At 47.2% G+C, this 20606-nt stretch carries 19 protein-coding genes and 1 pseudogene; 4 read left to right on the top strand and 16 right to left on the bottom strand.

Annotated elements, in window-relative coordinates:
- Positions 1-11 precede the first annotated feature (11 nt).
- The 6 genes from BJP58_RS29345 to BJP58_RS29320 all read right to left on the bottom strand — a co-directional run bounded on the left by BJP58_RS29345 (position 12) and on the right by BJP58_RS29320 (position 6063).
- Positions 12-962, bottom strand: coding sequence for an ABC transporter permease (locus BJP58_RS29345; RefSeq protein WP_071222973.1), 951 nt, complete (start codon positions 960-962; stop codon positions 12-14).
- Positions 963-964: 2 nt separating this feature from the next.
- The gene (locus BJP58_RS29340) at positions 965-1897 is read right to left on the bottom strand and encodes an ABC transporter permease (RefSeq protein ID WP_071222972.1); all 933 of its coding nucleotides are present in this window, start codon (positions 1895-1897) and stop codon (positions 965-967) included.
- 209 nt (positions 1898-2106) lie between these two features.
- Positions 2107-3768 (bottom strand): peptide ABC transporter substrate-binding protein, encoded by a 1662-nt coding sequence (locus BJP58_RS29335; protein ID WP_194541659.1) that lies wholly within the window; start codon positions 3766-3768, stop codon positions 2107-2109.
- Positions 3769-3917: 149 nt separating this feature from the next.
- A complete protein-coding gene (locus tag BJP58_RS29330; protein WP_194541658.1) occupies positions 3918-4304 on the bottom strand; it encodes a DUF3397 domain-containing protein in 387 nt (128 codons plus the stop codon).
- A 12-nt stretch (positions 4305-4316) separates the two neighbouring features.
- Positions 4317-5273: a ketopantoate reductase family protein gene (locus tag BJP58_RS29325; RefSeq protein WP_194541657.1), complete on the bottom strand. Its 957-nt coding sequence runs from the start codon at positions 5271-5273 to the stop codon at positions 4317-4319.
- Positions 5274-5412: 139 nt separating this feature from the next.
- Complete coding sequence (locus BJP58_RS29320; protein ID WP_071222968.1) at positions 5413-6063, bottom strand: RsfA family transcriptional regulator; 651 nt, start codon at positions 6061-6063, stop codon at positions 5413-5415.
- Positions 6064-6404: 341 nt separating this feature from the next.
- On the opposite strand from BJP58_RS29320, the gene BJP58_RS29315 reads away from it, so the two are divergent.
- Both BJP58_RS29315 and BJP58_RS29310 read left to right on the top strand, forming a co-directional pair.
- The gene (locus tag BJP58_RS29315) at positions 6405-6641 is read left to right on the top strand and encodes a DUF2626 domain-containing protein (protein WP_006209059.1); all 237 of its coding nucleotides are present in this window, start codon (positions 6405-6407) and stop codon (positions 6639-6641) included.
- A 255-nt stretch (positions 6642-6896) separates the two neighbouring features.
- Positions 6897-8009 (top strand): coiled-coil domain-containing protein, encoded by a 1113-nt coding sequence (locus tag BJP58_RS29310; RefSeq protein ID WP_194541656.1) that lies wholly within the window; start codon positions 6897-6899, stop codon positions 8007-8009.
- An 89-nt stretch (positions 8010-8098) separates the two neighbouring features.
- Here the strand turns inward: BJP58_RS29310 and BJP58_RS29305 are convergent, their stop codons facing one another.
- Together BJP58_RS29305 and BJP58_RS29300 are read right to left on the bottom strand one after the other, a co-directional pair.
- Positions 8099-9352, bottom strand: a complete 1254-nt coding sequence (locus BJP58_RS29305; protein ID WP_194541655.1) for an extracellular solute-binding protein — start codon at positions 9350-9352, stop codon at positions 8099-8101.
- A 197-nt stretch (positions 9353-9549) separates the two neighbouring features.
- Complete coding sequence (locus tag BJP58_RS29300; RefSeq protein ID WP_194541654.1) at positions 9550-10881, bottom strand: PhoH family protein; 1332 nt, start codon at positions 10879-10881, stop codon at positions 9550-9552.
- A gap of 117 nt (positions 10882-10998) precedes the next feature.
- Here BJP58_RS29300 and BJP58_RS29295 point away from each other — a divergent pair, with 117 nt between their 5' ends.
- Positions 10999-11661, top strand: coding sequence for a YhcN/YlaJ family sporulation lipoprotein (locus BJP58_RS29295; RefSeq protein ID WP_194541653.1), 663 nt, complete (start codon positions 10999-11001; stop codon positions 11659-11661).
- 79 nt (positions 11662-11740) lie between these two features.
- On the opposite strand, the gene BJP58_RS29290 is transcribed toward BJP58_RS29295, so the two are convergent.
- The 6 genes from BJP58_RS29290 to BJP58_RS29265 form a co-directional block, all read right to left on the bottom strand.
- Entirely contained in the window at positions 11741-12022 is a 282-nt protein-coding gene (locus BJP58_RS29290) for a hypothetical protein (RefSeq protein ID WP_194541652.1), read from the bottom strand.
- A 75-nt stretch (positions 12023-12097) separates the two neighbouring features.
- Positions 12098-13204 carry an LCP family protein gene (locus BJP58_RS29285; RefSeq protein ID WP_194541651.1) on the bottom strand — a complete coding sequence of 369 codons (1107 nt, stop codon included), beginning with the start codon at positions 13202-13204 and terminating at the stop codon, positions 12098-12100.
- A gap of 167 nt (positions 13205-13371) precedes the next feature.
- Positions 13372-13665: a YlaH-like family protein gene (locus BJP58_RS29280; protein ID WP_076320612.1), complete on the bottom strand. Its 294-nt coding sequence runs from the start codon at positions 13663-13665 to the stop codon at positions 13372-13374.
- Between the two features lie 39 nt (positions 13666-13704).
- A complete protein-coding gene (typA, locus tag BJP58_RS29275; RefSeq protein WP_071222960.1) occupies positions 13705-15546 on the bottom strand; it encodes a translational GTPase TypA in 1842 nt (613 codons plus the stop codon).
- 152 nt (positions 15547-15698) lie between these two features.
- Positions 15699-16211 carry a hypothetical protein gene (locus BJP58_RS29270; RefSeq protein ID WP_071222959.1) on the bottom strand — a complete coding sequence of 171 codons (513 nt, stop codon included), beginning with the start codon at positions 16209-16211 and terminating at the stop codon, positions 15699-15701.
- Between the two features lie 245 nt (positions 16212-16456).
- Positions 16457-17116: a TerC family protein gene (locus BJP58_RS29265; protein ID WP_194541650.1), complete on the bottom strand. Its 660-nt coding sequence runs from the start codon at positions 17114-17116 to the stop codon at positions 16457-16459.
- Between the two features lie 131 nt (positions 17117-17247).
- Here BJP58_RS29265 and BJP58_RS29260 point away from each other — a divergent pair, with 131 nt between their 5' ends.
- Positions 17248-17940 carry a TerC family protein gene (locus BJP58_RS29260; RefSeq protein WP_071222957.1) on the top strand — a complete coding sequence of 231 codons (693 nt, stop codon included), beginning with the start codon at positions 17248-17250 and terminating at the stop codon, positions 17938-17940.
- Positions 17941-18073: 133 nt separating this feature from the next.
- Here BJP58_RS29260 and thiI read toward each other — a convergent pair.
- Positions 18074-19311, bottom strand: a pseudogene (gene thiI / locus BJP58_RS29255) (tRNA uracil 4-sulfurtransferase ThiI).
- Positions 19308-20468, bottom strand: a complete 1161-nt coding sequence (locus BJP58_RS29250; RefSeq protein WP_071222955.1) for a cysteine desulfurase family protein — start codon at positions 20466-20468, stop codon at positions 19308-19310. The pseudogene thiI and the gene BJP58_RS29250 overlap by 4 nt, the downstream one beginning before the upstream one ends.
- Positions 20469-20606: the final 138 nt, after the last annotated feature.

Raw genomic sequence — 20606 nt, 5'->3', positions numbered from 1 at the left:
CTTCCCACCTCCTATTTTTTCAATTTCGGATCAAGCGCATCACGCAATCCATCACCGAAAATGTTAAATGCTAACATCGTCAAGCTGATAAATAGAGCAGGGAACAACATCCGCCATGGATAGTACATCCATCCGGACAGGGCATCATTAATCATGGAGCCCCATGAAGCAACCGGTGCTTGAACTCCAAGACCCAGGAAGCTCAGGAATGCCTCGGCAAAGATCGCGCTTGGAACCGACAGGGTCAAGGTAACGATAATCGGACCCATCGCATTCGGAATCAAATGCCGGAACAACAGGCGCGCGGTTCCAGCTCCCATCGAACGTGAGGCGAGGACATATTCTCTGCTCTTCAGCTGCATAATCTCGCCCCGCACAATCCAGGACATGTTAATCCACCCGGTGATGGTTAAGGCGAGTATGATCGTTCCTAAACTTGGTTCGAATACAACCAGCAGCAAAATCGTAACGAGCAGATACGGAATGGAATACAAAATTTCTGCAAACTTATTCATGAACTCATCGACACGGCCACCGAAATAACCCATGATGCCGCCATATATTACACCAATCATCAAGTCAATCGCAGCAGCTGCAAGACCAACGGTCAAGGATATCCGAGCTCCCATCCAGGTACGAACAAAAACGTCGCGGCCCAGATCGTCGGTTCCAAACCAATGTTCTGATGAAGGCGGCATATTCGTATTCATCAAATCATTCGTTTCATAATCATAGTTCGAGATCATCGGGCCGATAATGGCCATGATGACAATCAGGATCATAATAACCAAGCCCGTCATAGCAAGCTTGTTCTTGCGCAATCTTTCCCAGGAATCTCTCCAGGAGGACAAACTTTCACGCTGTATTACCTCGGATTGTTTCTCATCAGGACCAATTTTCTGAAAATCTTCAGGCTTTAAGTTTAGTGCCGCAGGATGAGGCATACTTTGTTCTTTCTCCATGTCTACCTCTCCTTTCCGCCGGTCAATTTAATGCGTGGATCCACAAATACATATACGATATCTGTAACGAAACGCGCCAGCATCAGCAAGATGCCGTAGAATATGGTAATTCCCATAATGACTGTATAATCGCGGTTTGTGATACTTTCAACAAACTGTTTGCCAATGCCGCCAATGCCGAAGATCTGTTCAATAACGACCGAACCGGTAATGATGTTCGCTGTCATTGGCCCGACGTACGTTACGACTGGCAAGATGCCGTTACGGATGACGTGACGGAACATAATGGCGAACCAGTTGAGACCCTTGGCCTTCGCCGTCTTGATATAATCCGAATGCAGCACTTCCAGCATGCTGGATCGCGTTAATCGTGCGATAAACGCAATCGGTTGAGCTGACAGGGCCATAACAGGGAGCACGTAGTCGAGTGGTCCTTCAAAGCCCATAACATTGAAAATGCCCGCTTTCTCTGCGAGAACGTATTGCAACAATGACGCAAGCACGAAACTCGGTACTGCGATGCCGAGAACCGAGATGATCATGGCGATGTTGTCAATCAGCTTGCGGTGATACAGAGCTGCAAGCATCCCTAGCAGGACACCCACGATAACGGATACTACGATCGCGATAAGACCCAACCGGAGTGAAGGGCCAAATGTGTCAACAATAATATCCGTGACGGACTGTCCCTGTTTCTTCATAGACAAACCAAAGTCACCTTGAACGATATTGCCCAAGTATTTCGTATATTGCTGAAATACCGGTTTATCTAAATCATACTGCTCCATCAGCCTCGCCAAAATTTCAGGCGATGGCTTTTTCTCTCCCATAAACGGATCGCCCGGTATGGCTTTCATAAGAAAAAAAGTGGCTGAGATCAGTATGAACAACGATACAAGCATATAAAAAAACTTACTCGCCACATACCTCAGCATTTCGCTAGCCTCCTGATCAGTTGTTCTAAACCAAGCCGTCTATATAATTGTATTATTCTAGAACGGAACTGGCATCCCTTAACTTTCACCAACGGACACAAGATTTGGAAACCTTGCGCTCATACAAAAAAATCGGGATATATATGAGGTTTAAATGCCCCACATATATATCCCGAACCGTAACCTTTTATAAATGGTTTTACAAAAGACTACTCAATATATGCACGTGTGAAATCGATATCACCCTTATAATCCAGATGCAGATTCTTCACCCATGGTTTAACCAGGGACACGCTGGAGTAATAGTAGATCGGCATTACAACTTGGTTTTCTTCAACGAGAATTTTCTCAGCTTTGGACATCAGCTCCATGCGTTTAGCGTTATCGCTAGTTGCATAAGCATCCTTCACAAGTTTGTCATATTCTTCGTTTTTGAAGCCCGTATCGTTGTTACCACCGTTGGATGTCCACATATCGATATAAGTCATCGGGTCGTTATAATCTGCTCCCCAACCGGAACGGGCAACTTGATAGTTCAAATCCGTACGGTTCTTCAGGAATACGCCCCACTCTTGGTTTTGTACCTTCACAGTAACACCGAGGTTATTCTTCCACATATCTGCGATAGCAAGCGCAATTTTCTTGTGGTTGTCATCGGAGTTATGGATCAGAGTAACTTCCGGCAATGTGGTATAGCCTTTTTCCTTCATACCTTGCTCGAGCAGTTTCTTAGCTTCTTCAAGATTTTCATCGAAGTAAGTATCCGGCACCTCTTTACGGTACTCGTCGGACTCACCTTTGATACCAGGAGGAACAAAACCGTGTGCAGGAAGTTGTCCACCTTGCGTGATTTTCTCTACGATCGCCTGACGATCAATCGCCATGGCAAATGCTTTCCGGATGTTCACGTTGTCAAATGGTTCTTCTGTTGTGTTAAAGATATAGAAATACGTTGATGAAATCCCTTTGATCATCAGTTCATCGCCCAATTCCTTCTTGATCGCATTGAGCTGATCCGTCGGAATGTTTCCTGTTGGATGTCCTGCATAATCCAATTCATCGTTACGATAGCTTGAAAGTTCAGTTGCCGAGCTGTTCACGATACTCATTTGAACTTTTTCAAGTTTGATTCCATCCTTGTCCCAATATTGGTCGTTCTTCACAAGCTCGATCTTTTGACCTTTGGTCATTTGTGAAACTTTGAACGGACCATTACCGATCAATGTTTCCGGTTTCGTTGCCCAAGAAGCATTACCTTCAACAGAGCTGTGAATCGGGAAGTAGGTTTGGAATGACATCAAGCTGAGGAAGTATGGCGTTGGGTTTGCCAGCGTAACTTCGAGCGTATAGTCATCGGTTGCTTTTACGCCGACTTCATTGGCGTCTTTGATCTCTCCAAGATTGTAAGCTTCAGCGTTTTTGATGTAATAGAGCTGATACGCATATGGTGATGCAGGAGTAAAGTTCGGATCAAGTACGCGTTTCCATGCATACTCAAAATCTTTGGCTGTTACTGAATCGCCGTTACTCCATTTGGCATCTTTGCGAAGGGTGAAGACATATTTCAATCCATCTTCAGAAATATCCCATTTTTCGGCTACGCCAGGCTCTTCAGAGCCATCTGCACCCTTCCGAACCAAACCTTCAAATACAGCACTGATTACCGTATTCGACGTGTTATCCTGAGCCAAGCCCGGATCCAATGTAGGAGGGTCGGAAGCAAGGTTCATACGGAAGACTTGCTCTTTAGGCTTGTCCGCCGTTCCGCCGTTATTAGCGCCTTCGTTCTTGTCAGCTCCACACGCTGCCAAAACCGAGCTGAAAGCAAGAATTAGCGTCATGAGAAGCAGTAATTTCTTTTGTTTCTTCATCTTGCGGTATCCCCCTCATAGATTTTAGGTATATGCTTATCGATTATACAACCAGTGGTCAAAAAAATCCAGAAATCAATAAATTGAAAAATCTGCCTGACCCAGAGATCAAACAGATTTATCATATAATACTAGTTATTAGATTGTACTTACATCATCTTAATTATGTAGGAGAGGAGACCAAAAAATGTAAAAACTATATAACCAAAACTCATGCTGACAAAACCCAGACGCCACACGGCGCGCAGCAGCCTCTTACCGTTAACCTTGCCTTTCCAGCGGTTCTGCGCACTGCCGATCAGCCCCGCTGCAATGAGCAGCATGAGGAGAATGAGATAGAACCCGAATTTGGACTGGAATGTATTATTAAACAAGGCGGAGACGGAAAACAGCATGAAAAATGTGGTTACATCCATGGCCAGCTCCAGCGCTTGCTTTCGATTTTTATTTCTTTGCAAGACAATGAAATACACCAGTAAAAACGGAATGAACGGAAAAAGACTTAATGTGTGAAACAGCCCCTGCAAAAAACCCATGCTAAAGACCCCCTATGTATTCATCCCCTCGATGAGCTGTGTGATCAGCTCGTGTTTTGGCACAGAAATGCCATATTTTTGACCCAAACGGACAATGCTACCGTTAATCCAGGCAACCTCCGTCGTTCTGCCGTCCATTACATCCTTAAGCATGGAAGACGTGTTACCTGAAGTCGATTGGCAGACGGATAGGATCCATTCCCAAAGCCCGCTTCCATAAGGAATTCCAGCCGCTTCATATACGGCGATCCCTTCATTATATAACTGCTCCATAAGCCTGACTCGTTCTGGGGAAGTTAACAGCTCTCCATTAGGAATCCGCCACAATGCTGTCAAAGGATTAATGACCGCGTTGATCAGCAGTTTACGATTAATCATCTCATCCATTTCATTCGACAAAAAAGCTTCAAATCCTGCTCTATTCAGCTGTTTAACAAGCTTAATTTCATGATCATCCTGAGAGAAGGCATCTAATGAGCTCCCGGCAGGTTTCATTTTGCCGATTGTCGTCGTTCCGTGACCGGCGTGCAAAACGGAGACGCTGCTTGTACGCTTGGCCCCTTCCGTCGTAATGGCGGCGTAGAGCGTCCACATCGGCAGCAGGTCCTGAAGCCGCTCCAAATGGCCTGTACCGTTCTGAAAACATAGGAGTCTGCGGTGATCTTGCCCAAATGGAGCCAGCATCTCCGTTGCCATCTCTTCGATCCCTTGCTGCTTCAGCATGAGGAAAAGATAATCCGCATCGGCCCCGCCACCCGACTCGGCAAAGGATGACCATGAGCTGACCGAGAAAGCATGGGCGTCAACGACCTGGTGCCTGCCCGGCTCCTCGATGGTTATGCCGGAAGCCCGAAGCTTGTCCGCCTGCTCCTCGCTTCGACACCATAGCGTGACACGGCAGCCTGAATCCGCAAGTTTTCCCGCATATAACAGCCCCAATGAGCCGGCTCCGATAATATGGATATTCATGATAATCCCCCATTATTGTAATCAACCACAAAGTACTAGTCCTAGTATATATCAGAATAATCTCCTATACGCACAAATAACCCGCCAAGCGCATGAAATGCACTAATGCGGGTTACGGCTGGAGCAAGCTAATCTTTACCTATTCAATTCGTTCTAGGTTACCATTTGCGTCCATTTTAAAGCGTGTCTTAAGTTCCTCGTCTTCTTCATTTAAGAAAGCAAGTCTGCGTGCCCGATCCATAATCTGAATCAGTGCCTTATAATCGTCATTGACCACATGATAGTCCGTTTTCACTTCGCTGACTTCCTTCAATAACCTTTGATTCTCACTGCGGAGTCTTGAAAGCTCTTCCTCTTTTTCACGCAAGTTCTTCTCAAGCAATTTATACTGACGTGAACTTTCCTGAAGCCCGCCCTTCCACTGACGAAGGAAACGGATAACGGCATCGATGGACAGTGTTTCTTCGCTTGCACCATCATTCTTATAGACATCGTGCTCCAGTTCCGGAGCAGCCAAACCGGCAACCTGCGGTCCGCTTACCGAAGGCTGTTTTTTATAATAACTTCTCTTTTGACGCTGAGATTTCGCCAAGCTGATAGCATCCTCATATTTCTTGCGAACGCAGCTGTTCCAACGAAATCCACAAGCCGCCGATGTCCGGCCGATTCTTTCTCCCACTTCCTCAAAGGCAGCCAATTGGGTGCTGCCCTCACGAATATGACGAAGGGTCACCTCCGCCAATATTAGGTCGTCCTCTGCACTCCATGCATCCTGTCTCACTGCTGACATACCATAAAACCCTCCTAACGACATCCTAAAATAACCGTCTTCAATACCGTAAATCGGCTGCTGAATAGGGTATAAAAACTGCTTAATTCATTTCTATGCCTCTCATAGAGTTCATAGAATCTATTTGATACTAAAATGTATTTCCATTTTGATTACAGATCATACTCTTACGAAGGCAAAAGGGAAGATTCGTCCAAATTATTCACGAATTCAACGTCCTGCTTCTGGTTAATAATAAAAAATAAAGGGTTTTCTTGAGTTAGGCGTTTACACGTTTTTCCCATAACGCTATAATGTTCATAGCAGCATTATGTGCGTACATACGAGAGGAGGATATAATCGTGGCACGGATGTTTCGAGTCCTTGGCTTTTTCACCCTGACTATCGGGTTGATGGCCTTTGCCGGAGATCATATTGAAATGGCACTGCTTTTCTTCCTGCAGACTGCATTTTTCGTGATCCTGGGATATTTGAAATTCACGGAGAGAACCTATATTCTTCTCTTCTGGGCTTATATGATCGTGACCTTCACAGGCTTTAGCTATTGGACGGTCTTCATTATGGGCAAACCACTCTAATAGGTAAACCATGCAAGCGATGTTTGTGATCCGCCTGCGCTCAACCTGGACAAACTGGGGCACGCTGGTGGATTTTCCTTGCGATTAGAGAATGAGAGTACTTAAAAGAGCGATCAGGTGCTTTAGCTGCCGGATCGCTTTTTTAATGCCCAAAGGTTGATAATTGAGTCGTATACGTCATATATTGGTTAAAATGAAGGGACAAACAGCGGTTGGATTCCTTTCGACTAACAACCATTCAAGGAGGACTCCCGTTTGAATGTACGAATAAAACAACCTCTCCTCCCGGTCATGCTGTGTATAACCCTGTTGTTCTGCTTCATAGGAGCTCCCGCTTCCGTATATTCCGAGCAGGATGCAAGCCCGGTTATGCCTGATTCGGAAGAGGCGCGCAAACTTCTGGAGGACAGCCTCTCCATTGTGGAGATCGATCATGAAATCGAACGGATAACCAAACGTATCGCCGAATTGCAGCAGCTCCAGAGCGAACTGCAAATTAAAATTCAGGATATGGGCTTGCGAATCGAAGACCGGCGAGATCGGGCGGCTGCCGTCCTTCGGTCATATTACATGGGTGAGCGGGATAACTTATTCTTCATGCTGTTGTCTGCAAAAGACTTAGCCGGTTTTTTCCGGATCATGGACTTTTACGATATGATTATTCAAAATGATCGGGATACACTTGCGGAATATAACCTTCAGTACCGCTCCCTTGCCTCCGCCCAGGCTGAAGCCGCACGCAATGCTTCTCAGCTCGTCGATGTAAAGGACAGCCTTGTCAAGCAGCGTGAACGGGTGGTGGCGCTTGAACAGCAGGTTGACGGAGCACTGACAGCCAGCGGCAACCCGGATGCCATGAAGAAATTGATTGAGGAGTTCACCCTTTATTGGGAGAACGTGGGCCTGTATGAGGTAAAGCGTCACTTCCAGGCTTTAGCCAGCGCCATGGAGAATTTGCCGCAATTTGTTCAGGGAAGCAAGAATATGTTGAAAACAAACGGCAAGGAGTACACCATCGATATCCATGAGGATGATCTCAACGCATTTTTAAGATCTGAAGATGAAATCTTTAACAGCTTTGCTTTCCATTTTGACGATGGAAAAGTAATTGCTTCGGGTGAGAGCGGAAATCTCTCGCTTCTGATTGAAGGAAAATACACCGTGATTAACGAACCGGAGAATGCCATCATGTTCCAAGTCGACAAACTTGTGTTCAATCGGCTGGAATTGCCTGACACCACGCGCAAAGCGCTGCAGGAAGAATTCGACATGAACTTTTATCCCAAGCAGCTGGTGTCTTTCTTAAAAGCAACGCAGGTATCCAGCCAAGATCAAAGATTAGTGGTCAAAATGGAGCTGGATTTATAGAAAAAAGCTGCCCTTCGCTGAACTGCACCTCCAACTGTTAGATATGTCTAACAATGGGGGTGCAGTTCACGCTTGGGCAGCTTTTTCTTTTATGGTTGAGCAGGCGTGTACATTTTCATATATTCTTCTATCGTGATTTCGCCAAGCAGCAGTCGATTGGCTGCTTCGCTATACGTTTGGAAATCTTCCGACTCCCCAAAATCCAAAGCAGCCGGCTCATTCCTGGAGAGCAGCACCTGGGCTGGAACGGCCGCCTTTTGCCAAATGCCCCGATCACTTAGGTTTGTACCCGTGACATACAGCTCCGAAATAACGGGGAGCGTTCCCGCCGCTTTGCTCCATTCACGCTGCATCTCTTTGCCGGTCATATACGTAATCCATTTCATGGCAAGTGTCGATGATTCCGTGTGTGCGGCTACAGCAAAACTTCGGGTTCGGACAACCGGCGTATCCAGACGGGCCTTCCCCATTGCCAATGCAAGCGACATTCCGTTGTCATCTTGATCTGATAAGCTCGAATACGGCCTGATGACCACGGCTGCTTCCGTCTTAGCGGTGGTGGTCAACGCTTGGTCATTAACCTCTGCTTCCATGGCGCCTTGCTCTGATTCTTCCCATCTTCCCTGATTGCGAATCAGCATATGAAGAACCTCTTGATCCGGCTTGGAGGGATCACCTTCGAGCAAATGAACCGCCGCACCGAAAGCGTAAGGATCATTCGAATCAAATAAGAGGATAGGACTTACTTTATGCAGCTCCGAATTTTCCTGCCATGCCTGACGGCTCTGTGGCATTTTAAAAGGTTCGCCGTCCTTCCCCTTGGTCTGCCAGGTCATAATATAGGGGTCTATATCAAACGGCATTCCCCATTGATACCCGTTCCACTGCAGCGGTGGCAGAAGGCCATTCAAGATGTCTTCACCCGGCAGCGTGCTCTGAGAAGCATCAACAGGCAGTAGGCATCCACTCATTGCAAGCGCTTTAATAAAGTGTGAATCCGTTAATACAATATCAGGTCCTTCACCAAGGGACATCTCGAGCAGAAACGACTCTTTGCTTGTTTCACTCGTTTCCAGGGGCAAGATTTCAACCTCAGCACCGGTCTCTTCCATAAAACGCTCATTAAGAGCTTTTAGTTGTCTCAGTTCATCCGGCTTTACCTGAACACCGACCTTGATCGGACCCATATCGGTCTCCGGTACTTCCGGTCTTTGCTGCGGAGGATTAGGCTCATCCCCCGGGGGCTCCCGTCTAGTGTGATGAGTGAAGTCAAAGCTGGGAGATAAACTGGATAAAGACAACAGTAAAATGGCAAATAAGAACCAATATTTCTTCTGCTTCATATCCCATCTTCACTCCTTCAATAGTCGCATGCCCTTATTTTACCAAACTTCTAGTACTCTTGTCCTATCTTTTTTGTTAATTATTCAGTCCAGATTTTACTAGTTACGATGGGAAGGAAAAAAGACTGTCCTATGAATCTGGAACAGTCTTAAACCTACAAGTTATTTTAAGGAATCATTTCTCGGGAAATATAAGGTTATAACAAGTCGGCAGCCAGCTGAGCCAGCTTGGAGCGTTCCCCTTTAGTCAACGTAATATGCCCGCTCAGATTTTCTTGCTTGAATCGTTCAACCACATAGGTCAACCCATTACTCACAGCATCCAGGTAGGGATGATCAATCTGCTCCGGATCTCCCATGAGGATCACCTTACTTCCTTCTCCCGCCCGGGAAACAATCGTTTTGACTTCATGACGGGATAAGTTTTGGGCTTCATCCACAATGATGAACTGGCCTGGTATCGAGCGGCCCCGGATATAAGTCAGTGCTTCCACCTGGATGCTGCCGAGCCCCATCAATATTTTATCGATATCACCCGATTTCTTGGTGTCGAACAAATATTCCAGATTGTCATATATCGGCTGCATCCATGGTCTTAGTTTCTCTTCTTTTTCGCCAGGCAAATAACCGATATCCTTCCCCATCGGAACGACCGGACGCGCAATGAGCAGTTTTTTGTATTTATGCTCATCCTCCACCTTGGATAGGCCTGCTGCCAATGCCAACAAGGTTTTTCCCGTTCCGGCTTTCCCGGTAATGGTGACTAGCGGAATATCGTCGTTTAGAAGAAGCTCAATCGCCATACGCTGTTGGGCGTTGCGGGCGCTGATGCCCCATACAGGTTCGTTGCTTAAATGGAGCGGCTCCAATCTGGTTGCATCCTCATTCACATGAAGGAGAGCTGACTTTCCAGTCCCCATCTCATCCTTCAGAATAACAAATTCATGAGGATAAAGCGGATAAGACAATTGAAGAGGTTTAATCGGCAAATAACGATAGCTGTAGAATTCATCGATCACCGAAGGATGTACCTTTAAGGTAGAGAATCCAGGATACAATTCACTTGGATCGGCTGTACGGTCCGATAAATAATCCTGGGTCGTGAGTCCGAGGACATCCGCTTTAATTCGAACAAGCACATCCTTGCTGACCAGAACGACGGGTCTTCCGTCCTCCTTCGGCTCCTCCTCCAATTTATAATTTAACGCGACAGCCAAAATTCGGTTGTCGTTGGATGCTTCGCTAAATAACTCCTGTACCTTGACGAAGCTGCGATGATTCAGCTCAACCTTCAACGTCCCGCCGTTCTCCAGAAGAACTCCGTCATGAAGATGACCTTGTTCTCTTAGCCCATCGAGCAATCGGGAGACCGTGCGGGCATTTCGGCCAATTTCATCCGCGTTACGCTTCTTCGAATCAATTTCTTCAAGAACCACCGCAGGAATGATGACTTCATGCTCCTCGAATGCATAGATCGACTGAGGATCATGAAGCAATACGTTCGTATCCAGCACAAATATTTTTTTCATCTTATCCCTCCACTGCTTCTTCATCAGGTACACACATAAACCTTTCCGTCCCGGACATAATAAGCGTAGCGACTGGTGTAATTTAGCGAACTCTACTACGAAAGGACAGATCAATCCATGAGAGCTGCTCTATCCATCATGCTAGCGGTGTTGTTGCTCGCAGGCTGCGGGACCGCCAATAACAATGCATCACCCTCTCCTCGTAATCAAACCAATGGAACCACTGCTAACAATGTTCAGAATATGAATGAAAACAGAGGTTATACCACTAATAATGTAGACGGCTGGACTCCGGATAACACGAATACGGGACAGGTTGGCAACGCAAATGATAACAACGGACAAGTTGACGCTACAACCGCAAATCACCTAAAATCACTGGCAGAGAGTGTGCCCGGCGTTAAAAACGCAAACTGTGTTGTAATGGGAAATACGGCTGTTGTTGGACTTAATGTAGATGGAAATTTAGATCGGGCAGAAGTCGGAACCATTAAATACACAGTCGCGGAAGCCCTTCAATCCGATCCGGCAGGTGCCAATGCACTTGTTACGGCTGATTTAGACGTTACAAACCGGATTGCCGATCTTGGCCGGCATATTCAGGAGGGAAATCCGGTTTCAGGACTTGCCAGTGAACTCGCTGACATCGTAGGCCGCATCATTCCTCAGCTGCCTAAAGATGTAACACCTCGTGATCGTAATGCACAAGATAACGGTGCACAAACGGTAAATCCGAATAATCGGGGTAATGCACCAGCCAACCCGAACCGTAATAAATAGGCAAGAAGACAAATCCTGTCATAACCCGAGTTTGTCCGTCACCTGTCTCCAAATTTCATACAAAAAAGCCCAGTGAAGCTCACTGGGCTTTTTTTAAGGTCATAACAACGCCTTTAGCGAGCATTTCTGCTTCGCCAGAGGCGTCGTGACCCGTATCATATTCAGAGTTTTGCAGCCTGTTCGGTGTGGAATTGACACCCATGTCGAATGAACACGCCTGAGAAGACATGGAATCAGAAGGATGACATTTGAAAGGCTCCCATCCCCACATGGAATCTGCTACCACAAATCCATGGGCAGGGTAATCCGTCTGCCGAGTACAGATCAATGGGTGTGTCGTATGCATCATAAGGTAGGACATGCCTTCGGCCTCCTGTACAATGATCTCCATCTGATACATTGTATTATAGCATACAATAAAACTTGCCTTCAATTGTCACGGAGTTGTTGCAGAATCCGCTTCTGTCCCCTGCTCGCCAGCGTTATGCTTGCCGGCAAGCTCGTCTTGCAGCGCTTGTCTGGCTGCATCCAGCTCGCTGCTGCTTATATATACATAAGGGCTCTTCCAATTGCCTGTAACCGGCATGAATTTCACATCATCTTTTCCGATATCATAATAAGTCGCAATCAAATTCCGGATCTGCTCCTGCTCGAAATCGGTGGTCATGTTATCGCTGACCGCATCCAGAGCATTGCCCACCTTCGCAACGCCTCCGAGCGATTTCATCTTATCGAGCAGGGAATGCAATACTTCGCTTTGGCGGGCATTACGCTCAAAATCGCTCGACTCCTTCGTTCTTGGCGAACATCTGTCACTGGATTTACGGTAACGAACATAATCCAGCGCCTTCTTGCCATCCAGCTTCTGAGGACCCACCGTAAGGTTAATGTCGGTCCCGTCTGCAGTATCGCGGTAACACATATTGTATTGAACGTTGACATCTACGCCGCCAAAGGTATCCACCACATCACGGAATCCCTGGAAATCGATAACCGTTACATAGTCGATATTAACGCCAAGATACTTGCTCATCATGACTTTCATTTCTTCTTCAGCCGGAATGCCGCTGCCGGGTTCCTTTTTCTCCGCAGCATTGTAAGCCGCTTTAAACCTTGGGTAATAAGCGTTCAGCTTCGTCGCTTTATATCCATCGAGTTCAATGAGCGTATCCCGCGGCAGAGAAACCAGCGTCGACGTATTGGTTTCCGGATGCATGGTAGCGACCATGACCACATCCGTCAAGTAAGTCCCTGTTTCCGGGCGATGATCCGTTCCCAGGAGAAGCACCGTTATCGGTTTTTCCTTAGCGGATTGCCCTGGAGCTACTGGTTTGTCGATCCCGCTTTTTTCAATGATCTCATTGCCCTTGATGTACAAATATCCGGCATAACCTGCTGCAGCCAGAACTGCAATTAACAAGACGATAAGAATGAGTTTAAAAAATGATTTCCATGCGCTTTTTTTCTTTTTTGGAACTGGCTGTTTCTTGCCCTTCCCCCCACTTTTGGCTCTCGGAGGGAGATTGGTATGAGTAGGATTCATATCATAACACCTGATTTCATTCAAATTAGATGAATGTCCGATAAACGCTTCAACTTACGAAGCATTTACCGGACCTTGGTTAACTTCTCTCTCTTATAAACGAAGGGGATTGACAAAAAGTTGCCGGATTCAAAATACAGGCACTTTTTATAAAAATCTACATCAACTTATGATTTTGGTTCGGTCTGAGCCTTCTTCTTCTGACGATCTTCAACAAAATATCGAATACGCACCATCAGCATCAATGCCACTGCTACTAACAAGCACTGGATAATCGGCAGCTTATCAATCTGAAACACAAGCAGTATCGCCGAACCCAAGGCCATCAAGATATACAGGAGAATCTCCTTCAACAGAGGGAGCTTCTGCTTCACCCGGAATACCTTGTTGTAAACGTAGGTGATCAGCACAAAAATCACGATATAAGAGATGAGTGGGTGCGAGGCAAACCATTCTTGCATGATAGGTTCACTCCTTTTGGACAAGTCGATCTCTATCTATTATAGATTTGCTTGCGCCATTTTACGATGTTTTTCTGCACGTTCGCGCTCACTCTTGTTCAAAATCTTCTTGCGAAGACGAACGGACTTCGGCGTAATCTCGCAATACTCGTCGTCGTTCAAGTATTCAAGGGCCTGCTCCAGTGAGAAAATAACCGGTGTTTTCAATTTAACCGTGTCATCCTTCGTTGCCGAACGAACGTTGGTCAATTGCTTCTCTTTACAAATATTAACGACGATATCGTTATCGCGGGTATGCTCCCCGACGATCATACCTTCATAAATCTCAGTCCCCGGTTCCAGGAACAGGGTACCGCGATCTTCGACCGACATCATGCCATAGAACGTTGAAGATCCGTTCTCCGTGGAAACCAGCACACCTTGGTGACGTCCACCCACTTGACCGCCGATAAGCGGACCGTAGCTGTCGAATGCGTGGTTCATGATGCCATAACCGCGTGTGAGGGTCAGGAAATGGGTGCGGTAACCGATAAGTCCGCGAGCAGGAATCAAGAATTCCAGACGCACTTGGCCATTTCCGTTATTCACCATGTTCACCATTTCTGCCTTGCGTGTTCCAAGGCTTTCCATAACGGAGCCCATGCTTTCTTCTGGTACATCGATCATCAAACGTTCGATCGGCTCCATTTTGACGCCATCAATTTCTCTTACGATAACTTCAGGCTTGGAAACTTGAAGCTCATAACCTTCACGGCGCATATTCTCAATCAAAATACTGAGGTGAAGCTCACCGCGTCCCGATACGATATAAGCATCAGGGCTGTCCGTCTCATCCACTCGCAAACTTACGTCCGTTTCCAGTTCTTTAAAGAGACGGTCACGCAGCTTACGGGATGTTACCCATTTGCCTTCGCGTCCGGCAAAAGGACTGTTGTTAACAAGGAACGTCATTTGCAGGGTTGGTTCATCAATTTTAAGGACAGGCAATGCCTCCGGATGCTGTGGATCTGCAATGGTCTCTCCGATGTTAATGTCTTTGATCCCTGCAATCGCCACGATGTCGCCTGCGCCTGCTTCGGCAACCTCGATCCGCTTCAATCCCTGGAAGCCGAACAGCTTCTCGATACGAGCATTCTTGGTCGAGCCGTCACGAAGCATAACGGTAACCGGTTGGCCTTGCTTAATAACACCGCGGTTCACGCGTCCGACGGCGATACGTCCAAGATATTCATTGTAATCCATCAAGGTAACGAGGAACTGGAGAGGCTCGTCCACTTTCTCTGTAGGGGAAGGGATATGGTCAATAATGGTCTCGTAAAGAGCAAGCATGTTATCATCTTGCTTCTCGGGATCCATACTGGAAGTACCGTTTAAGGCAGATGCATATACAACGGGGAAGTCCAATTGGTCGTCATTCGCACCAAGCTCAATGAACAGATCCAGCACTTCATCGATCACTTCAGCTGGGCGGGCGGCCGGACGGTCAATCTTGTTCACAACGACGATTGGAGTCAAGTTATGTGCAAGAGCTTTACCTAACACAAACTTGGTCTGAGGCATACATCCTTCATAAGCGTCAACAACGAGCAGAACGCCGTCAACCATTTTCATAATACGCTCAACTTCACCACCGAAATCGGCGTGTCCAGGTGTATCCACGATGTTAATCAAGAAATCTTTATACGTAATAGCCGTATTCTTGGCTAGGATGGTAATTCCGCGTTCGCGCTCCAAATCATTGGAATCCATCGCGCGTTCCTGCAGCGTCTCATGCTCCCGGAAAATACCGGACTGCTGCAGCAGTTGGTCTACAAGTGTTGTTTTGCCATGGTCAACGTGAGCAATAATGGCAATGTTGCGAATCTGATCTCTTGATTGCATAAATATATCTCAAATCCCTTCTGTTCGAATGAGCCACAAAGAAAGCGCCGGACGACATGCCGACGCTTCAACATACATCCTATAATATAGGTAAACGAGCGGGAAAATCAAGTCTTTTCAGAAAACTTCCAGCAACTTTTACCTCTTACCAATTACCAGCCTCTGCTCCATTTATTATTGCGCCCGGAACGATTGCGCCCGAAGATCATCCAAACGCCCGCTGCAATCAGGATCAGGGCAATAATGTAGAACGCTCCAGTCTCAAGCCAGGTGAAGAAGAAAATCAAAACAGAAAGCACTGTCAGTCCAAGCGCAACCGGCAGCGCAGCGCCTGGTCGCGGGCTCTCGTACAGATAATATTCATACAAGCCGACAGCCACGCCGAGAATTAACACAGGCCATAATGAAGCCATCAGTCCCCATCCCCCAATAATACATATGAAGAACAGAAGGCCATATACCGTCAGAATACCGCCCGGAATCAGAACCGCGGCAGTGGCACGGCGACCAAAAAACATGATATGCAAAAAAATACCCGGCAGCAGCAGGACGAGCGGCCATAACGTTCTTCCCAAAAATCCAAATACACCAAGCTTGCCGAGCAAAATAACGACTCCAGCAACAACGATGAAAATACCCAGCGCCAAATCTTTTCTGGAGGACATTTGATCACCCTCTCTTCAATATATGTATCACCAAAAATAGCGGTTTCTAAAAAAAGCTGTTACGTTAATTTTAGCCCAAACCGACAAAAAAAACCATATCCCGAGCTTGTTCCACTTGAAATATCCTTTCCCCGTCCCATATACCTGTATTGACCCAACAAAAAATGGACGACTGCACGAGCAATCATCCATTTTTCCTATGCTTTCCTCATATGCCGCCAAAGGGTTGTTAAAATAGACTCCCGTTACAAGGGCCGTCTCACCGTCTGTAATCCGCCTATGAGAACGACGGCACCTGCAATGACAATCGGCAGCAGATTGTGGGCATAAGGCATCCAGTAAGCCAGAAGCAGCCCTACGCGGGAATCCTGTATGAGCATTTCGCCTGCTGTAAAAGCTAGAATACCGGCACCTATGTAAAGCAGCACGGGAAACTTGTGAAGCAGGCTTGCGATCATCCCGCTTCCCCATACAACGATGGGAATGCTTAATAATATTCCGATGACAATCAAGGCGAGATCGCCTTTTGCAAGCCCTGCAATGGCCAAGACATTATCCAGGCTCATCACGAAATCGGCAATCAATATCGTATTGACTGCAGCCCATATCGTTGAAGCTTTGGCCAAGTTTGCATGGTCATGCTCCTTCTGCATCATGAGTTTGACTGCGATCCAGATCAACAATAAGGCGCCGCCAGCCTGTAAAAATGGAATTTTCAGCAGCAAAACCGCCAAAAAAGTCAGAATACACCGTAAGAGAACAGCCCCTGCGGTCCCGATCCAGACCGCCCGTCTGCGGTGTATTTCGGGAAGGTCTTTGCTGGCCATCGCGATGACCAGCGCATTGTCGCCACTGAGTACAAGATTGATCATCAATATCTGTCCCAACAAAAAAATCGTCTCCACTAAAACAACACCCCCCACTTTACACATATGTGGAAATTGTCCAGGCTATGCTTGCACATCGGGAAAAATAGGCCTATAATAAATCCACTTTTGTTTAATGGTGGGACCGTATTCTAAGAGGAGTGACATTCATGGAAACCACAGCCGCTGAATTTTTTCTTGCATTAATCAACATTGTATTTTTGGATCTGATCTTGGCCGGGGACAATGCCATTGTGATCGGTCTTGCAGCACGCAATCTTCCGAAGGAAACCCAGAAAAAAGCAATTATCTACGGCACGGCCGGAGCTGTTATTCTTCGCATCATTGCCACCATCCTCGTTGTCTGGCTGCTTAACATTCCTTGGTTACTGCTTGTGGGAGGCGTGCTCCTGATTGGCATTGCCTACAAGCTGATGACCGACGACAATAATGACCATGGCAATATCAAAGCCGGGAAAAGCCTTGGCGCTGCTATTCGTACGATCATTGTAGCGGATGCCGCTATGGGCCTGGACAATGTCATTGCCGTTGCCGGCGCTGCGAAACACAATATGATCCTTGTAACGCTGGGCCTGCTCATCAGCGTACCTATCGTGGTATGGGGCAGCACGCTGTTTATCAAACTGATCAACCGTTTCCCATGGATTATCTATGTAGGTTCTGCGGTACTTGCGTACACGGCGTCCTCCATGATTACCGAAGAGAAGCATTTTATGGGATATTTCGAAGCGCACCAGATTATTAAATATCTCTTCATTGCTGCCATCATTGTCGGTGTGCTGACTGCAGGACATCTGAAAAAAAGATCTGCCGGACGCCGTCAGTCATCCAGCCAGTCATAATTAAAAGTCCATACGCATACAAAAAAAACAACACCCCAAGGCTTTCTAAGAAGCTTTGGGGTGTTGTTTATGTTTAAACCTGCGCACACTCGTCCGGTTTACTCAACCCTTGTTACCTTCGCTTGATACTCGATTAGAACCAGTCTTCGTTTACGACGGGCTCCGCATGCTTTTCTTCAAGCTCACCGATGTTACTGTCCGGGGTAATAACCACCGTCTCCGTACCTTCAATGGCTGCTTGAATCCGTGCAGGCAGCTCGGGAATGGAAGCCTCCACCTTCTCGATGATCTTCAAATTCGGATTGGTGGTGGGCGATTTAGGCACAAACAGCGTACAGCAATCCTCATACGGCAATATCGATGTCTCGAATGTACCAATGTCCATTGCAGTGTTGATGATATCGTTCTTATCCATCATAACGAGCGGCCGCAGCAGCGGCAGCTCGGTGGCTCTGCCGATCACATTCATGCTGGGCAGCGTCTGACTGGCAACTTGTCCGAGACTGTCACCCGTCACGATCGCCAATGCCCCTTCCCGCTCAGCAAGCGAGGAAGCAATCCGCAGCATCGCTCTGCGCATAAACGTAATGATCAGATTATCCTGGCCGATGCCGACAAACGAAGTCTGTACATCCGTGAAAGGAACGAGGTGCAGCTTGATTTTCCCGGTGTAGCCCGATAACAGCCTTGTTAACTCCATTACCTTTTCCTTCGCAAGTTGGCTGGTGTAGGGAAAACTGTAGAAGTGTACGCACTCAATTTCAAGTCCTCTGCGCATGGCTGACCAGCCCGCTACAGGACTGTCGATCCCCCCGATAGAAGCAGCATGGCCTTCCCATTCGTACCAATCGGATATCCGCCGGCGCCGGGAATCACTTCATAGTACAGATACGTCTCGTTCTCCCGAATTTCCACACGAAGCTCCATATCGGGCTGCTTTACCTTTACTTTAAGCTGTGGATAGGTTCGCAGCAAGGGCGATCCGACTAAATGATTCATCTCTTGCGAGGAATGAGGAAATTGTTTCCACACCCTTCTCGCATTGACTTTGAAGGTCGACGGGTCAGCCAGTTCCTTCTGTCCCACAAAGTCAATCGCGGTTTCGATAATACGGTCAAGCTCGGAAGGACATACACGAACTGGACTGATGGATACAAGGCCAAATACTTTTTTAAGGACATGGATCAAGGCCTCGGGAGATTCTCCGTTAAGCTCGACGTACAAACGGCCGTATTCCTTAACGATTTTCGCTCCAGGAAACGGTTTGAGCACGCTTCGAATATGATTCAAGACCGATCTCTCGAATCGGTTGCGGTTTTTGCCTTTTAGAGTAAATTCGCCAAAGCGAAGCAGCAGTTTATCGTAGGTCATCTCCGGTTACCCTCTCTTTCTATAACGGGACGCAGGTTCCCGCAAACTTTTGCCAAGACTTCGACAAGCCGCGCTGCATCGCCGAGCTGATGCTCTTTGCCGAGACTGATGCGAATTCCGGAGGAAGCAACGTCCATGTCCTTCCCCATCGCTAACAGGACCCGGCTGGGCTCGCTTAATTTAGAGGAGCAAGCGGATTTGGTTGAGACGAGCATGCCCATCTCTTCCAGAGCATGGACCATCACCTCGGGTTTTAGTCCCGGATACGAAAAATGAATGATATGAGGCGCATTTTGTTCGTTGCTGTTTAACACCAATCCCGGGATTTTGCGGATGCCCTGAACCAGAAGTTCTCTTATTTCCGTCATCCTTGCATAAAACTCGGGCTGGCGTTCTCTGGATAATCGCATGGCCTTCGACATCGCTACCGCTCCGGCAACATTCTCCGTTCCTGCCCGGTGTCCATTCTCCTGCGATCCGCCCGATACCAGCGGGAACAATTGCACGCCTTGCTTAATATATAGCACGCCCATTCCTCTCGGACCGTTGAATTTATGGGCAGACAGGCTGTATAAGTCGGCCTGCCACTGGGAGAGTGTCACCGGCAATTTGCCAAATCCCTGTACCCCATCGATATGCAGCAGCGTTCGTGAATTTCGCTCCTTAACGATACGACCCACTTCAGTCAGCGGCTGGACGGCCCCGGTCTCATTATTGACATGCATGATGCTGACGAGCACGGTATCTTTGCGCACAGCTTCCGTCAAGGCAGCCAGATCCACCACGCCGGCGGCATCTACCGGTAGATAAGTCACTTCCCATCCAAGCGTTTCCAATTGCTTGCAGCTTTCATATACGGAAGGATGCTCTGTTCCCGTCGTGATGATGTGCCGGCCACGGCTGCTGTACTGCATTGCAGCCCCTTTAATCGCCATGTTATTGCCTTCAGTTGCCCCGGAAGTGAATACGATCTCCGTCGGCTGAACGTCCAGCGCGGCTGCACATACCTCTCTTGCCTTTTTCAACAGTTTAGCGGCAGCCTCGCCTGAACGATGAAGTGCTGACGGATTCGCATAATGCATTTTCATGACTTCTGCCAACGTGTCCACTACTTCATCATAGGGAGGGGTCGTAGCAGCGTGATCCCAATATATCAAGGTAATTTCCCCTTTCCATCATACGCATCGCACGTTGTAAAACTTATTATTCCAGACCTTTATATTTACACAAAAAGACCAAACGGTAAAGCCGCACTCCATCTTTAGATCGGAAAGCGGCATGTATCGTTTGATCTT

It is taken from the genome of Paenibacillus sp. JZ16 (genome assembly GCF_015326965.1).
In the GTDB taxonomy this organism is placed as follows: domain Bacteria; phylum Bacillota; class Bacilli; order Paenibacillales; family Paenibacillaceae; genus Paenibacillus_AQ.
Note: the sequence above shows the minus strand (reverse complement) of the source record. Positions and strands in the feature narration are given on the sequence as shown.

Bases quoted from the DNA above. Each gene is read 5' to 3' on its own strand.
- BJP58_RS29345 (WP_071222973.1), bottom strand. From the start codon at position 962: ATGGAGAAAGAACAAAGTATGCCTCATCCTGCGGCACTAAACTTAAAG.
- BJP58_RS29340 (WP_071222972.1), bottom strand. From the start codon at position 1,897: ATGCTGAGGTATGTGGCGAGTAAGTTTTTTTATATGCTTGTATCGTTG.
- BJP58_RS29335 (WP_194541659.1), bottom strand. From the start codon at position 3,768: ATGAAGAAACAAAAGAAATTACTGCTTCTCATGACGCTAATTCTTGCT.
- BJP58_RS29330 (WP_194541658.1), bottom strand. From the start codon at position 4,304: ATGGGTTTTTTGCAGGGGCTGTTTCACACATTAAGTCTTTTTCCGTTC.
- BJP58_RS29325 (WP_194541657.1), bottom strand. From the start codon at position 5,273: ATGAATATCCATATTATCGGAGCCGGCTCATTGGGGCTGTTATATGCG.
- BJP58_RS29320 (WP_071222968.1), bottom strand. From the start codon at position 6,063: ATGTCAGCAGTGAGACAGGATGCATGGAGTGCAGAGGACGACCTAATA.
- BJP58_RS29305 (WP_194541655.1), bottom strand. From the start codon at position 9,352: ATGAAGCAGAAGAAATATTGGTTCTTATTTGCCATTTTACTGTTGTCT.
- BJP58_RS29300 (WP_194541654.1), bottom strand. From the start codon at position 10,881: ATGAAAAAAATATTTGTGCTGGATACGAACGTATTGCTTCATGATCCT.
- BJP58_RS29295 (WP_194541653.1), top strand. From the start codon at position 10,999: ATGAGAGCTGCTCTATCCATCATGCTAGCGGTGTTGTTGCTCGCAGGC.
- BJP58_RS29290 (WP_194541652.1), bottom strand. From the start codon at position 12,022: ATGTCCTACCTTATGATGCATACGACACACCCATTGATCTGTACTCGG.
- BJP58_RS29285 (WP_194541651.1), bottom strand. From the start codon at position 13,204: ATGAATCCTACTCATACCAATCTCCCTCCGAGAGCCAAAAGTGGGGGG.
- BJP58_RS29280 (WP_076320612.1), bottom strand. From the start codon at position 13,665: ATGCAAGAATGGTTTGCCTCGCACCCACTCATCTCTTATATCGTGATT.
- typA (WP_071222960.1), bottom strand. From the start codon at position 15,546: ATGCAATCAAGAGATCAGATTCGCAACATTGCCATTATTGCTCACGTT.
- BJP58_RS29270 (WP_071222959.1), bottom strand. From the start codon at position 16,211: ATGTCCTCCAGAAAAGATTTGGCGCTGGGTATTTTCATCGTTGTTGCT.
- BJP58_RS29260 (WP_071222957.1), top strand. From the start codon at position 17,248: ATGGAAACCACAGCCGCTGAATTTTTTCTTGCATTAATCAACATTGTA.